The sequence below is a fragment of the Nocardia miyunensis NBRC 108239 genome (assembly GCF_001613065.1).
In the GTDB taxonomy this organism is placed as follows: Bacteria; Actinomycetota; Actinomycetes; order Mycobacteriales; family Mycobacteriaceae; genus Nocardia; species Nocardia miyunensis.
Window position 1 is genome coordinate 485,460 of record NZ_BDBQ01000001.1, and the last position, 14,164, is coordinate 499,623.

General features: G+C 63.6%; 11 protein-coding genes. 6 read left to right on the plus strand and 5 right to left on the minus strand.

Features of this window, described 5'->3' with window-relative positions; translation table 11 throughout:
* Nucleotides 1-4: 4 nt before the first annotated feature.
* The 4 genes from NM2_RS02230 to NM2_RS02245 all read left to right on the plus strand — a co-directional run bounded on the left by NM2_RS02230 (nucleotide 5) and on the right by NM2_RS02245 (nucleotide 3,063).
* Nucleotides 5-310: a hypothetical protein gene (locus tag NM2_RS02230; protein WP_067663043.1), complete on the plus strand. Its 306-nt coding sequence runs from the start codon at nucleotides 5-7 to the stop codon at nucleotides 308-310.
* Between the two features lie 111 nt (nucleotides 311-421).
* Nucleotides 422-1,510, plus strand: coding sequence for a CaiB/BaiF CoA transferase family protein (locus tag NM2_RS02235; RefSeq protein WP_067663046.1), 1,089 nt, complete (start codon nucleotides 422-424; stop codon nucleotides 1,508-1,510).
* Between the two features lie 29 nt (nucleotides 1,511-1,539).
* Nucleotides 1,540-2,349, plus strand: coding sequence for a crotonase/enoyl-CoA hydratase family protein (locus NM2_RS02240; protein ID WP_067663049.1), 810 nt, complete (start codon nucleotides 1,540-1,542; stop codon nucleotides 2,347-2,349).
* A 6-nt stretch (nucleotides 2,350-2,355) separates the two neighbouring features.
* The gene (locus NM2_RS02245; protein ID WP_245717791.1) at nucleotides 2,356-3,063 is read left to right on the plus strand and encodes an SDR family NAD(P)-dependent oxidoreductase; all 708 of its coding nucleotides are present in this window, start codon (nucleotides 2,356-2,358) and stop codon (nucleotides 3,061-3,063) included.
* A gap of 177 nt (nucleotides 3,064-3,240) precedes the next feature.
* Here the strand turns inward: NM2_RS02245 and NM2_RS02250 are convergent, their stop codons facing one another.
* Together NM2_RS02250 and NM2_RS02255 are read right to left on the minus strand one after the other, a co-directional pair.
* The gene (locus NM2_RS02250; RefSeq protein ID WP_067663055.1) at nucleotides 3,241-4,872 is read right to left on the minus strand and encodes an FAD-dependent oxidoreductase; all 1,632 of its coding nucleotides are present in this window, start codon (nucleotides 4,870-4,872) and stop codon (nucleotides 3,241-3,243) included.
* The gene (locus NM2_RS02255; protein WP_067663058.1) at nucleotides 4,865-6,493 is read right to left on the minus strand and encodes a bifunctional 3-(3-hydroxy-phenyl)propionate/3-hydroxycinnamic acid hydroxylase; all 1,629 of its coding nucleotides are present in this window, start codon (nucleotides 6,491-6,493) and stop codon (nucleotides 4,865-4,867) included. The genes NM2_RS02250 and NM2_RS02255 overlap by 8 nt, the downstream gene beginning before the upstream one ends.
* A 423-nt stretch (nucleotides 6,494-6,916) precedes the next feature.
* Here NM2_RS02255 and NM2_RS02260 point away from each other — a divergent pair, with 423 nt between their 5' ends.
* Together NM2_RS02260 and NM2_RS02265 are read left to right on the plus strand one after the other, a co-directional pair.
* On the plus strand, nucleotides 6,917-7,780 hold the full coding sequence (locus tag NM2_RS02260) for a mycofactocin-coupled SDR family oxidoreductase (RefSeq protein WP_067663061.1): 864 nt from the start codon (nucleotides 6,917-6,919) through the stop codon (nucleotides 7,778-7,780).
* Nucleotides 7,781-7,839: 59 nt separating this feature from the next.
* Nucleotides 7,840-9,057 carry an ABC transporter substrate-binding protein gene (locus NM2_RS02265; RefSeq protein WP_169816086.1) on the plus strand — a complete coding sequence of 406 codons (1,218 nt, stop codon included), beginning with the start codon at nucleotides 7,840-7,842 and terminating at the stop codon, nucleotides 9,055-9,057.
* Nucleotides 9,058-9,159: 102 nt separating this feature from the next.
* Here the strand turns inward: NM2_RS02265 and NM2_RS02270 are convergent, their stop codons facing one another.
* From NM2_RS02270 to NM2_RS02280, 3 genes are read right to left on the minus strand one after another with little or no spacing between them, the layout of a single operon-like run.
* A complete protein-coding gene (locus NM2_RS02270; protein WP_084530382.1) occupies nucleotides 9,160-10,596 on the minus strand; it encodes a type 1 periplasmic-binding domain-containing protein in 1,437 nt (478 codons plus the stop codon).
* Nucleotides 10,502-11,260, minus strand: a complete 759-nt coding sequence (locus tag NM2_RS02275) for an ABC transporter ATP-binding protein (RefSeq protein WP_067663067.1) — start codon at nucleotides 11,258-11,260, stop codon at nucleotides 10,502-10,504. Before NM2_RS02275 ends, NM2_RS02270 begins: the two co-directional genes overlap by 95 nt.
* Nucleotides 11,257-14,034, minus strand: a complete 2,778-nt coding sequence (locus NM2_RS02280) for a branched-chain amino acid ABC transporter permease/ATP-binding protein (RefSeq protein WP_067663070.1) — start codon at nucleotides 14,032-14,034, stop codon at nucleotides 11,257-11,259. Before NM2_RS02280 ends, NM2_RS02275 begins: the two co-directional genes overlap by 4 nt.
* Nucleotides 14,035-14,164 lie beyond the last annotated feature (130 nt).

Sequence of the window (14,164 nt, forward strand, 5' to 3'; positions counted from 1 at the left end):
AGAAATGCTGAAGACCGGAGCCAGGCTACGGAGCCAGGTGTGCACCACTCAGGTGATCGTCGTCCGTGCGGGCAGTCACGACGTCGCTCTCCAGTGCGGTGGATATCTCATGCTCGAGCTGTCCGAGACTCCCGCCGAAGGCCTCACTGCCACAGAGGGATTCACCGAGGGAACCGCGATCGGCAAGCGATATGTCAATGCCGACGGCACCGTTGAGGTACTCGCCACCAAGGCCGGCGCAGGCTCGCTCGCACTCGATGGCACCGCATTGACGCTGAAGGCGGCCAAGCCGCTGCCGTCCAGCGACTGAGCGCGTGGCTACCGACACCGTCGGCCACGCGGACCCGCCGGCCGGAGAAACTCCGCCCGCCGTGCCGTCCGCGCCACCACGGCACTCGGAATCTGCTGCCCGAGTGTGGACATGACGTCATCGGCGCGGGAAGGCAGTCTCGCAGGGCTGCGGGTGCTCGAGATCGCCAATATCGGTCCCAGTTCTCATGCGGCGATGTTGTTGGCGGACATGGGAGCCGAGGTCATCCGAGTGCAGCGCCCAGGTGAATTCGACGCGGAGGCCACCAGTCACCTCTCGCGAGGGCGAGTGGTGGTAGAGGCCGATCTGAAGACATCGGCCGGAATCGACCGCCTCCGTTCCCTGGCCGAGCGAGCCGACGTCCTCATCGAGGGCTTCCGGCCCGGAGTGACCGAGCGACTCGGCATCGGGCCACAGGATATGCTCGGACTTTTTCCGGGGCTCGTGTACGCGCGTGTCACCGGCTGGGGGCAGGACGGTCCGAATGCGCGGAAGGCCGGACACGACATCAATTTCCTGGCCCCCACCGGCATCCTGCACGCGATGGGGCGCGCAGGCGAACGGCCGGTTCCTCCGCTGAATCTCATCGCCGGTTTCGGGGCCGGTTCGATGTTTCTCGTAACCGGCATCCTGGCCGCGCTCTGGGAACGACAGTCCTCCGGGCAAGGGCAGGTGGTGGACGTCGCCATGGCCGACGGCGCCGCACTGCTCGCCCAACAAGCATGGTCCATGCGCGCCACCGGCGCCTGGTCCGACGACCGAGGACACAACCTCGTCGATGGCAGTTGCCCTTTCTGGGATACCTACGAGTGCGCCGACGGTAAGTACATGGCGGTAGGTGCGTTCGAGCCGCTGTTCTACAACAGGTTGCTCGCCGCACTCGACCTCGACCCGAACGACGTTCCACCGCAACATGACCGGGCGCAGTGGCCCACGCTCCGCAGTGTCATCGCCGATCGGTTCGCCTCGAACACACGCGATCACTGGGCCGCAATATTCGAGGACCTCGATGCCTGCGTCACGCCCGTGTCGAGTTTCGCCGAGGCACCGGACAACCCGCACTTTCGGGCACGAGGCACCTTCACCACGATCGGCGGCGTCGTACAACCGAGCCCGGTCCCGGCCTTCTCCCGCACCCCGTCACCGGTTCCCACACCACCCCCACGCGCGCCCGCTCCCCCGGGCACGACCTGGCAATGAGCAAAACCACCGCACAGCAAAGGAATTCGATGTCGGAAACAACGACCACGGCCGACGCACCCGCCTTGATCGAACGTCGTGGGCACGTCATGCTCATCACGCTGAACCGGCCGCAGGCCCGCAACGCCGTCAATGCCGAGATGTGCATTCGCGTCGGTGACGCACTCGAAGAAGCCGAGAACGAGGCAGATGTCCGCGTCGTCGTTCTGACCGGTGCCGGCGACAAAGCATTCTGCGCAGGCGCCGATCTGAAGGCCCTCGCCCGCGGCGAGAGCGTCATCCCCGAAGGACGCGAGAAGTGGGGACTGGCGGGCTATGTCTCCCATGCCATTTCCAAACCGACGATCGCCGCGGTGAACGGGCCCGCGCTCGGGGGTGGCACCGAACTGGTGCTCGCCAGCGACTTGGCCGTCGCGGCCGACTCCGCGGTGTTCGGCCTGCCCGAAGTCACGCGCGGGCTCATCGCGGGCGCGGGTGGGGCCTTTCGGCTCGCCCACGCGCTGCCACCGACGGTGGCTATGGAACTCTTGCTGACCGGTGACCCGATCACCGCGCAGCAAGCGCTCGAGTTCCACCTGATCAATCGGGTCGTGCCTGCTGACCGGGTGCTGGACACCGCGCTCGGACTGGCCGAGAGAATCGCTGCCAACGCTCCACTGGCCGTTCAGGCGCACAAGCGAATCGCCTTGCAGCAGAATGCCGATGGAACTCGTCCCGGCGAAGCCGCCGGATGGGCGATGACGAGCGACGCACTCCCCGCGATCGCGCACTCCCAGGATGCGAAGGAAGGCCCCCGCGCGTTCGCCGAGAAGCGCGCACCGGTCTGGCAGGGGAAGTAAATGGCCGTGGACACTTCGACAACGACCCGCACCGCCCTGGTGACCGGCGGCACCGGCGGTCTCGGTTCGGCCGTCACCGCGCACCTGCTCGGGACCGGATGGCGTGTCGTCGTGCCCTGGCTCGTCCGGGACGAACTCGCCAGGCTGGGTGAACACCCGAATCTGCACCTCGTTCAGGCGGACCTGTCGGATCCGTCCGCGCTAGAGAACGCCATCCGGATTGCCGCGGCGGAACCAGGCGCTCCCTTGTTCGGCTTGGTCAATCTAGTCGGTGGCTTCACCTCCGGCCATCGGGTACACGAAGAACCAGTCGCCGTATTGGACGCGCAGCTGAACCTGAACGTTCGTACCGCCTACACCGTCACCCAGGCTGCGCTTCCCCACCTCATCCGCGGTGGTGGCGGCTCGGTCATCTGCATTTCCGCAGCGGCGACACGCCGCCCCTTCGCGGGTGCGGCGGCGTACATCGCATCGAAGGCAGCGGTGGTATCACTCGTGGAAACCCTTGCGCTGGAGTATTCCGACGATCGCATCCGAGTCAATGCACTACTCCCGTTCGTGATCGATACACCGGGCAATCGTGCGGCGATGCCCGATTCGACGCGTGAGGATTGGGCGAAGCCCGCCGACATCGCGCGCGTCATCGAGTTCCTTCTTTCGGACGACGGCGCAGCGGTAACCGGTGGATCGATCCCTGTCACCGGCGTGAACTGAACTCGGTCGAGTGCGAGCGCCGACCCGGCGCTCGCACCGGGCGGGCACCGGATTGACACCGCGGACAGCGAGGGCTGTTGCAAAAGACGCACCGTTCGACCCGGTGTTCGTCATGTCGGCCACGAGCATGGCCGTCGGGAGTCGCTTCCGCGCGCGCCGATGAGGCCGTGGAGCCGGTCAGACTCCAGCACTGCCGGCGGCGTCTCGTCCAGCCAACCAGCCGAACACCAAAGCAGGTCCCAGAGTTCCACCGGCACCGCCGTACGTCATCCCCATCGCCGACGCCATCACGTTGCCTGCCGCGTACAGTCCGGGGATCTCGAGCCCGTCGACGTCGAGAACGCGCCCGCTCGGATCGGTCCTCGGGCCGCCCTTCGTGCCCAACGCGCCGCTGCGCACCTGCACGGCGTAGTACGGCGCAGTATCCAGCGGCGCTACGTTGGCGGCCGACCTGGCTCCGACCTCGCGGTCGCCCCACCACTGGTCGAGTGTCGACTCACCACGTCCGAACTGTGGGTCCTTGCCGTCGACAGCATGTTTGTTCCACCGAAGTACGGTGGCTTCCAGCTGAGCTGCCGGCACGTCGATCGTCTTCGCGAGCGCTCCGATGGAACCCGCTGTGACGATCCAGTTGGGAAGGGCTGCGGGTGGGAAATAGCCTGCCAGACCGAACTTCTCCATGTAGTAGTTGTCGAACAGCAGCCAAGCTGGGTGATTGTTGTAGTCGTAGGTCGACACGTCCAGGTAATGAAATGCCGCCCCGAAGGCGTTGTAGTTCGCCGATTCGTTGGCGAACCGGTTACCCGCACGGTTGACCATGATGCTGTGCGGACGTGAACGCTCTCCGTTGACCAGGTAGGGCACTCGCCCCAGACCGGGCCGATCGACGTCGATGGTGGGTGCCCACCACGCTTCCCGCATGTTTCCGAGTCCGGCACCGATACGCATCGCCATCTTCAGGCCGTCACCGGTGTTCGTCGGTACCGATACCGGCCGATCGAGTGGCCCACGGAGGAACGAGCGCACCATCTCCGCGTTCTGTTCGAAACCGCCGGTGGCGAGGATGACGCCGCGCCGAGCACGAACTTCGAAATCCTCTGTCTCCGAACCGAAACGAACGCCAACGACGCGGCCGTCCTCGACAACGAGCGACTGCGCAGGTGTCGACGTGTACGGCAGCAGACCACGGTCGAGGCATCCTTTGAGAAGAGCGCCCATCAGAGCCTGCCCGGTGCCGCGCGCGTCTGTGGCCTTCCGTGCGGCCAGGTCTTCCGCCGTGGGACCGCTGGACGCGCCCTCGCCGAACGTCGTCTCGTCCAGCGAAATGTTCACGGGTAGCTGATGACCGACCCATACCTTCTCCGCCCAGTCCCCCAGCTCGGCGAACGGAAACATCGGGCACATCAGCGTGCGGCCACCGTTTTCCTTCGCACCCGGGTGGGTGGGGTGGTAATCGGGGAAATTCTCGATGATCTTGAACCGGGCGGGAGTGTGTTCTTCCAGCCAAGAGATCACTTGGGGGCCCTTGTGAACGAACGATTCGAGAACGGCGTCGTCGACGAGATCGTGCGTCAAAGAACGAATGTAGATGAGCGCTTCCTCGGAACTGTCGGAAACACCGAGTGCGGCCATGTGCGGGTTGTTGGGCATCCAGACCATGCCGCCCGACCACGCCGCAGTACCACCGACCTGCTCTGCCTTCTCGTAGATCCCTACGTCGGCGCCCGCGTCGTGCGCCGATATCGCGGCAACCAAACCCGCAGCACCGGCGCCGAGAACTATCACGTCGTGCGTCCGTGTATCAGCCATGTTCGGGAGTTCCTATCCGAGACGGAGTTTCGATGAGGTCACACAGCTGTGTGACGACCCTTTCGAGATCGTTGCTGCGGCATACCGCTGCCACGTATCTGTCGGGCCGCAGAATCAGTACCTCGTCGTCTTTACGTGCGAGCAAGAGATCGCGGAAATAGCCGGCGATATCGCGGAGCTCCGTCGTGGCGGTCGTCGTCTCGAATCCGTGACGGCGCGCGGTCAACGTGGGGGTCACATGAAAGAGCTTCGCGCCCAACGCGGTCCATCGATCACGAGTCACGTCTCGAAGGTGATCCGCCGGGTCCGCTGTCAACCCCAGAATCGCGAAGTTTCCGCCGACCGCGTCGTCGAGCTCGAGGCGAACACCGTCGGCCGTCTGCACCGAGGGCTGGCCGAACATCCGACCGACCGGCGACCCCTTGTCGTTCGTCGCTCCACCGACCACGACGCCGTCGCGATAGCGCGGGGCCGGTTTGTACTTCATCTGAAGTATGTATTCACGCGCGCCGGGTATCCGCTGGACGTTGCGAAACAGCACGTCGCGAACCATCTCGGTCGCACGATTGCGGGGTTGGTAATAGCTTCCGACCCGCGTCGCGAACGACACCATGGTCTCGGCGTTGCCGCGCCGCTCGGCGTCGTAGGTTGCCAGCAACCGCGCGTCCGCACGTCCCTGTGTGACAGCAGCGAGCTTCCACGCCAAGTTGGTTGCGTCCCTGATACCGGAGTTCATGCCCTGCCCGAAGAACGGTGGCTGAAGATGGGCGGCATCGCCCGCCACGAAGACGCGGCCGACACCGAAGGTCTCCGCGGTACGCGAATGATGCCAATACACGCGCCGCCGCGAGATGGTGGGCGTCGGGATTCCCCGGTAGAAGCGTCCGACGAGACGTTGCACCGACTCGTCGGTGACCACTTCGTCTTCCGTTTCGTCGGGTAGCAATTTGAATTCGAATCGACGATGCCCGTAGGGAAGTGGAATGGTCATCGCGGGTCGATCCGGATCGCAGTAGACCGCCGAGAACGGAGCGTCCCACGTGTCGTCGCTCACGTCCACCACGAGCCATTTCGATGGCGCTGTCTCGCCGCGCAAGGCAATACCGAGCGCATCGCGTACGAAGCTGCGGCCGCCGTCGGCACCCACGACGTACCTGGCCCGGATTCGAACCTCGCCGTCCGGCGACTTCGCGGCCAGCTCAACCCCGTTCGCGTCCTGCGCCACGTCGGTCACCTCGGATGCCACCCGTAATCGAACATGATCGAAGCGATCGAACCCTTTACGCAGAGCCGCTTCCATGAGTGGCTGAAAGAAGAGGTTGCGGCGCGGCCAGCCGTAGGGTTGCCCGACCGGGCTTACATGTGCCAGTTGTTTGCCGCTGGAGCTGTAGTACCGAATCGGGACATTCTGAATCAGGTCCGGAAGTACGTCCGCCAGTACGCCTGCGGCTTGAAACGAACGCAGCGACTCGTCGTCGATCGCCACTGCGCGCGGATGCTCGACGATACCGACGTTCTTGTCCAGAACCACCGTTCGCACACCCGCTACGCCCAACAGATTGGCAAGGGTCGCTCCACACGGTCCCGCACCCACTATCGCGACATCTACATCGAATTCCACCGAACGAAGCCTCCTCGGCTGCACTCTCGAACATCGAAAACCTTGGCACAGCAGTGCAGTACGCGCCGGTGCGTCGGGCACAGGATCGGTGAGACACAACCTCACGTCGAACCTTCCGACGTTAATGTACATTGCGTCAGATCTCTTCGAGTGGAGTTCCGCAGACAAAGCCGAAAGAGATTTCTATTCAGCAGCTACGCGGATGCAGCGACCGCGATACCAGGCCAGGGTGGCGCAGTCACTCTCGCGCCGGCGAGACTCAGCTGGCCGCCCGCAGTTCCAGACCCTCGGCAATTTTGTAAACTATATGTCAGATTCCTCTGTGGTGGGTCGCTTTTTCAACTAGCGTCACCAGGGCACGGCGGAGCGACCTCCACACCAGGGCGCAGTCGGGCTCAGCACTCGTCCGAAAAGGAAGCACACATGCCAGGCCGTCTCGAAGGAAAAGTCGCATTCATCACCGGAGCCGCACGCGGGCAGGGCAGAAGCCATGCCGTGCGTCTGGCACAGGAGGGTGCCGACATCATCGCAGTCGACATCTGCGAGCAGATCGAATCGAATCCGTACCCGCTCGCCACGCCCGAGGATCTCGAAGAGACCAAGGCTCTAGTCGAGAAACTCGATCGCCGTATCGTCACTCGTAAGGCAGACGTCCGCGAACGTGACCAGCTTCGAAAGGCACTGCAGGCCGGTGTATCCGAACTCGGTCGGCTCGACATCGTGCTTGCCAATGCCGGAATCCTACCGATGGCAATGGGCGACCCCGACCCGATGGACTTCGTCGACGCATCGGATGTCGATTTACTCGGCGTCATGAACGCAGTGGCCGTGGCGCTGCCGCATCTTCCTGATCACAGCTCCATCGTCGTCACCGGCTCCACCGCCGCGATGCTGCCGGGCACCACGGACAACCCTGCCATGGGTCCAGGCAGCGCAGGCTACGGCTGGGCGAAGAAGACACTCATGGGATATGTCGAACAGATGGCTCTGCACTTGGCGCCCAGGTTCATTCGCGTCAACTGCGTTCACCCCACCAACGTCGACACCCATCTGTTGCACAACGACGGCTTGTACAGCATGTTCAGGCCCGACCTGGAGAGCCCGACCCGCCAGGATGTCGAGCCGGCCTTCACCACATTTCAGGCGATGCCTATCCCCTATGTCGAGCCCGTCGACATCTCCAACCTCATGCTGTTCCTGGCATCGGACGAGTCCCGCTACATCACCGGGCAGCAGATCCGGGTCGACGCGGGCTCCCTGCTGAAGTTCCCGCTGGGACCGAGGTGATCAGCATGAACGTAAACCGCCGAAGAACAACACCTTTCACAGTCGCGGCACTGTCCGCAGTGCTCACCCTGGCCGTCGCGGGCTGTGGTTCGTCGACCGGCACCGACGAGACGGGCGCAGCCACGTCTGCCGATTCCGCCGCAGTCTTCGGCGCGCCGAATGCAGCGAGCGGTGATCCGGTCACGATCGGGTTCATCAGCGACGGCAAGGGCGACAAGCTCGACAACACCGACGAGATCAAGGGTGCGCGAGCAGCTGCCGCCTACGCCAACGATTATCTCGGTGGTCTCGCGGGACGCCGTATCGAGGTCAAGGTGTGCGAGGTTCGCCAGAATCCCGCTGCCGCAACCGATTGCGCCAATCAAATGGTGACCGCTGGGGTCTCAGCAGTCATGGAGGGTGCACTCGCGGAGGTGGATCAAACCATTTCGGTGTTGGCCCCTGCCGGAATTCCACTGCTGGTGCACAGCTCGGCCACCGAGGCGGTGCAGAAGACGCCGGGAGTTTTCAGCCTCTACAACGGGCTGGCTTACTACGGAGTACCGGCTTCCGACGCACGGGATCAGGGCGTCCACAAGGCGGCGCTGATAGGTATCGCCGTTCCCGGAGTCGAAGGACCGGCGCGAACCACGGGCACGTTGCTGTACAAGAACGCCGGCATCGTTCTCGATATCACAGCAATCGCTCCCGGTACGGCCGATATGACACCTCAGATCACAGCGGCCGGCTCCGACAAGCCGCAGCTCTACCACATCTTCGGAAACGACAGCTTCTGTACGAGCGCGATGAAGGCCATCAAGACTGTGGACCCGACGGCCGCTGTAACGATGATCGACACGTGCATTTCTCCGACGAGTGGCAAATCCATTCCCGGTGGTTACGAGGGCGCGCACGTGGTCACCACCGCCGACCTCGACACGTCGACCCACGACGCGAAACTGTTCCGAGCGGTACTGGGCAAGTACGGTGACCATGCAGCGGTTCGGGCGAACTCGGCGTTCGGATACTCGCCGATGCTGGCGACCGTGACGGCGCTGAACGCCGGAAAAATCACCGATTTCTCCCCTGCAGGCGTTCTTTCGGCAATCAAGGCGGCTCCGGCTACCGAATATCCGATGGCCATGGGCGCCAAGTTCCAGTGTGACGGCAAGCAGATGGGTCTCTCGCCCAACATGTGCGGCTCCAGTGGTCTCATCGCCACCGCCAACAAAGACGGCGTCCTGTCGGACTACAAGCTCATTCCATCCGACCCGAAGTTGTACTCCAACAGCGGGTAGACATACAAAGAACGGCGTCCACTTTCCTTGTCGAAAGTGGACGCCGTTCTCATGTGCAGCCGGAGGGTCGGCTGTTGATCGGACTCGGCTGCGGATACTGACTCAATTGTAGATACCGGAGCCGTCGACAACCTCGTAGTTCGAGAGCTTCCCGTCCTTGTCCGAATCCGCGATGATGCCGGTTGCACTGCAGATGTTGGGTGAAATCGCGGTCATTGCCGAACCGTCGCACTTGAAGGTGGCGCCGCCCTGCAGCGGGAACGGCGTCGCCGGAGCGCTCTTCAGCGCGGCCAGGGTGCCTGCCGGTGTCGTGTCCGTGATCCGCGCGGCATTCAACGCGCGAATGGCGCCCAGCGTCACCGAATATCCGACTCCGGCTACCGGCCCCACCTTGGCGCCGTCCCCGTACTGGCGCATGGCCGCCGCAAATGCTGCGAAATCGGGATCACTGGCTGCCAACTGAAGTGTCGTGATCACCTTCAGGCCCTTGTACCCGCCCGCGATGGACGAGCCGCCCGAGCCGAGGCAGACGTCGGCCACTGTGACGTCGGCGGTCACGCCGAGCGTTTTGATGGCCTTCAGTGCGCTGGTGCAGAACGCGGCATTTCCGAGAATGTTGTACAGGCCGGGATGACCGCCTAGAGACGACTGAATCTGCGGGGTCATGTCGGCGGTTCCCGCCGGCACTGCCAGTACCGAGAAGTCGGCTCCCGCATTGGTGAACACCTTCTTGCCCAATGAATTCGCGGGGCCGGTCGCGCCGGGCACGTCGATGACGACCTCGACTGCTTTCTTCAGCGATTTCTCCTTGGCATATCCGGCTGACGTGCCGAAGTAACTGAGCGGGTTGGTCAGTGAGAACACACCGGGGGTGGACAATGCACCGGCGCTCGCGGCCTGCTGGAACAGCAGGGGAATCTTCGCGGCGGCCAACACGGTGACTGCCGAGTCCGACTGTGCCAACGTTCCGGCCATCACAGCCGAGACACCGGCCTGGACCATCTGATTGGCGCAATCCGTCGTCTGGGTCGGAGTGGCGAGCGCCTGACACGTACGCAGCTCGATGACGTGGCCGTTGACACCGCCGAGGTAAGCATTCGCGTAGCCGATTGCGGCCTTGGCGCCCTTCAGTTCGTCGCTCTGGTCGATGGCGTCGGACTTGCCGTCGCTGATGTAGCCGAACGAGATCGGGGCTCCGGAAGCTGCGTTTGCCGTACCGAGAGCGGCGGTGCCGGTGGTGCTCGTATCGCCGGAACCTGCATTGTCGCTGCTACTGCAACCAGCGAGAACTATCGGAATCACCGCCGCGGTGGCAGCGAGCGCGACCCACGAACGCCGCCTTTTGATTGTTGTAATCATTGATCGTCCTTTCGGAACATCGGGATTTGGAGAGCCGGTCTCGTCTGATCGAGAGCCGGCAGCAAGTAGTGACGGGTCGGATCGATCAGGTTGCGGCCGACTCGGTTTCGCCGAGGTAGGCCGCTTCGAGCATCTCCGGATCTGCCGACAGTTCCGCGGCACTGCCTCGCAGGCGGACATCGCCGTGCACGATGACAATTGCCTCGTCGGCAACTTCGAGCGCGAGTCGAACATGCTGCTCCACCAGCACCACCACCGCGCCCGTCTCATCGGCGATACGGCGGACCATCGGCAGAAGATCCTCGACGATGACGGGAGCGAGTCCCATACTCATCTCATCGATCAGCAGAACCTTCGGCTTCTGAACCAGAGCTCTCGCCACGGCGAGCATCTGTTGCTCGCCGCCCGAGATCGCTCCTGCGGTCACCTTCAGCCGCTTCTTCAGCGCCGGGAACATATCCAAGACGGCATCGAGATCGGGGCCGCCGGACTTGCGGGCGATCTGAATGTTCTCCCGCACCGTCAAACTCGTGAACAGAGCGCGATCATCTGAAACGAGTACGAGACCGGCTCGGTTCGCTGCTCCGGGCCTCGCGCTGGGCAGGGACGTGCCTGCGACCAGTACATCGCCGCCCAGCCGCGGGATCAAGCCTGCGAGCGTCGACATCACGGTGGTCTTACCGGCGCCGTTCGGGCCGAGAATGGCCAACACCGACCCTGCCGACAACGAAAGATCGAATTCACGAACAACGGTGACCGACCCATGGCCTGCAATCAATCCGCGGCATTCGAGCACTGCGTCCTGCTTCGCAGTGGACGGTGCGTCGACCAGTGTGTCACTCATGATGTTGCCATTCCTTCCGCATGAGTACTTCCGAGATAGGCCTCGGCTACCTTTCGATCCGCCCGTATCTCGGAAGGACTACCGGACGCAATGACTTCACCGAAGTTGAGTACGTGGATCCGATCGCACAGTCCCAGAACCAATCCCATGTCGTGTTCGACCATGACGATCGTCACGCCACTGTCCCTGATGTCCCGCAATCGCTGTCCCAACCACTGACTTTCGGTGGTGTCGAGGCCGCCTGCGGGTTCGTCGAGGAGCAACACGCTCGGATGGCCTGCGAGCGCCCGCGCAATGGATACCAGCTGTCGCTGCCCCTGAGACAATTCACCTGCCGGTCGTTCACGCACCGCCCCGAGGCCGAGCAATGTGAAGACCCCGTCGAGGCGCTCCTGCTCTGTGCGTTGGATGCCGCCGGCCTGCTCGTCGCGATGGCCGGCCGCCGACAGTCCCACCTTCACGTTTTCGGAGACGCTCAGGTCGTCGTACAACTCGATCGCTTGGAACGTTCGGCCCAGGCCTGCTCGAATTCGTTTGTGCGGCACGAGAGAGTCGATGGAATCGTTGCCGAGAATCACCTCACCCGAGTGCGTGGCGAAGCCACTGATCGCATCGATCAACGTCGTCTTACCCGCACCGTTCGGCCCGATCAAGCCGACTATCGCACCTGTCGGCACGCCGAGGGACACGTCGTTCACCGCGACGACCCCGCCGTAATGCACTGATACTCCACGCAATTGAAGTGCAGACGGCGCGTCCGGGTCGAACGCGCGCCGTTCGAACCCGAGGTCGATGTCCTCGGTCGCTGCCGATCCGATTGCCAGGTCTGCGCCTCCCGCCGCCAGATCGGCGGCCTCGCGCCGCCTGGCCAACAACGCATGCGCGGGGCCGACGATGCCTTCGGGGTTGAGAACGACCGTGAAGATCAACAACACACTGGAGATGACCGCGTACCAACCACTGACCGAGAACACCTGGTCGACAACGATGTAGAACAGGCCGTTGACTGCGGTGATACCGGCCAGTAGTCCGCCCGACACCGAGGTGGCACCAGCGAGATACACGGTGCCGAACAACGCGAGACCGCCCAGCGCGGAGAAGGAGTCGAATGTGACGGTCTGCTGTTGATATGCCAGCAGAGACCCGCCGAGACCGGCGATGAACGCCGCTATCGCGAAGGCGAGAATCTTGACCCGCACGACGCTGACGCCCGCGGCCGCTGCCGATCGTTCGTTGGCGCGAACCGCGAGCATCTGCGATCCGAGTTGGCTGCGGCGCAGTTGCGCGACGAACACCGCAACGACGACGAGGACGAGAAGGCACAGTATTCCGAACCGCAGGCGTGGATACTCCAGGCCCGCACCGATACCGAGGTCCCATCCGAACAACGTGGGTGACGGTACGGCGACGCCGGACGAACCCACGAAGTCGATATTTCGAAACCAGAACGCCTCCAGCGCGAATGCCAGCGCAAACGTCACGACAGCCACGGTGAGCCCGCGTATCCGCAGAGCAGGCAGGCCGATGACGACACCCAGGACAGCGGCGGCCAGGGCCGCGAGCAACGGGGCAAGGGGGAACGGGATATGCAGCGAGTTGCCGATAGGCCCCAGGCTGAAGCCCGCCACGCCTGCAATCGTCAACTGTGCCAACGAGACCTGCCCTGCATAGCCCGTCACCACCACGATCGACAGAGCGATTATCCCCATGATGAGGCTGACGATCAGCCCGTTCTTGAACCGGTCCTGCAGCACGATCAAGCCGACGACAGTGACCACCACCATGACGAGGGTCGTCACCAGAACGTGCCGGGGCCGAGGGGCACGTCCGAGACTCTGCAGAATGATGGCCCCGCGACCTGGCAACGGCCGGGCGCGCACAACGAGCACGACGAGAATGAGAATCAGCGGGATGAGCTCGGGCAGGCCCGACGACGGCAGCCAGTCGAAGGCCGACTGCAGGTACTGTGCTTCGGATTGCAGGGCACCGATCACCAGGCCTGCCACCACTGTGACTACCACGTACTGGAACCGAGCGACGATGGCGGCCGCGAGCGCAGGCACGATGAACAGCGTGTAGGCCACCGGAACCAGCGGGACGATCGGCGCGATGAGAATTCCGGCAAAGCCTGCGACGGCGGAACTGAGCATCCAGTTGTATGCGGCAATCCGGTCCGGGGAGATACCGCTGAGATACGCGCCTCGCTCGGATTCTGCGGCCGCCCGTGTCGCCAGCCCGAATCTGGTGAATCGGAAGGCCAGGGCCAGGGCGATGGCGAGTACGAGGATGGTCAGGGCGAAGTACACGCGATCGGACGAGACCCGCAGGCTCCCGTTCTGCCACAGGTCTGCGGGGAAGATCGGATCGACCGACACCGGATCGGTTCCCAACTTCTGCGATACGAGTCCGGCCAACACCAACGAGACTCCCAGCGCGGCAACTGCGCGGGCCACCGGTGGCGCCGTCCGTAGCGGCCGGAAGATCAACAGGTACAAGATCAATCCCAGCCCGGCGGCCATCGACAGCGCGATGATCAATCCGGGGGCGAGACCTAGCGGTCCCCCGAGGCTCACGGTGTCGGGCAGGCCGGGGATCAGCAGCAGGAGATGACCCTGCCGGAGAAACGCGTACACGTACGCCGTGTACAGCGCGATGGCACCGGTGGCGAAGTTGAGCACACCGGAGCTTCGATACGTGAGAACGACCGCCAACGCGAGCGCTCCGAACACCGCACCGTTGCCGAGTCCGAGCAATAGGAAGACTAGATGCTGCATCGACGACGATCCTTCGCAGTTCCAATGAGGATTGTGATTAGTGACACAGACGTTAGATCAAGGCGCTGATTACCGCTAGCAAATGACAGGAGCGGACCAAAGTCCGCTGTGAAAACCACCGATACAGAAG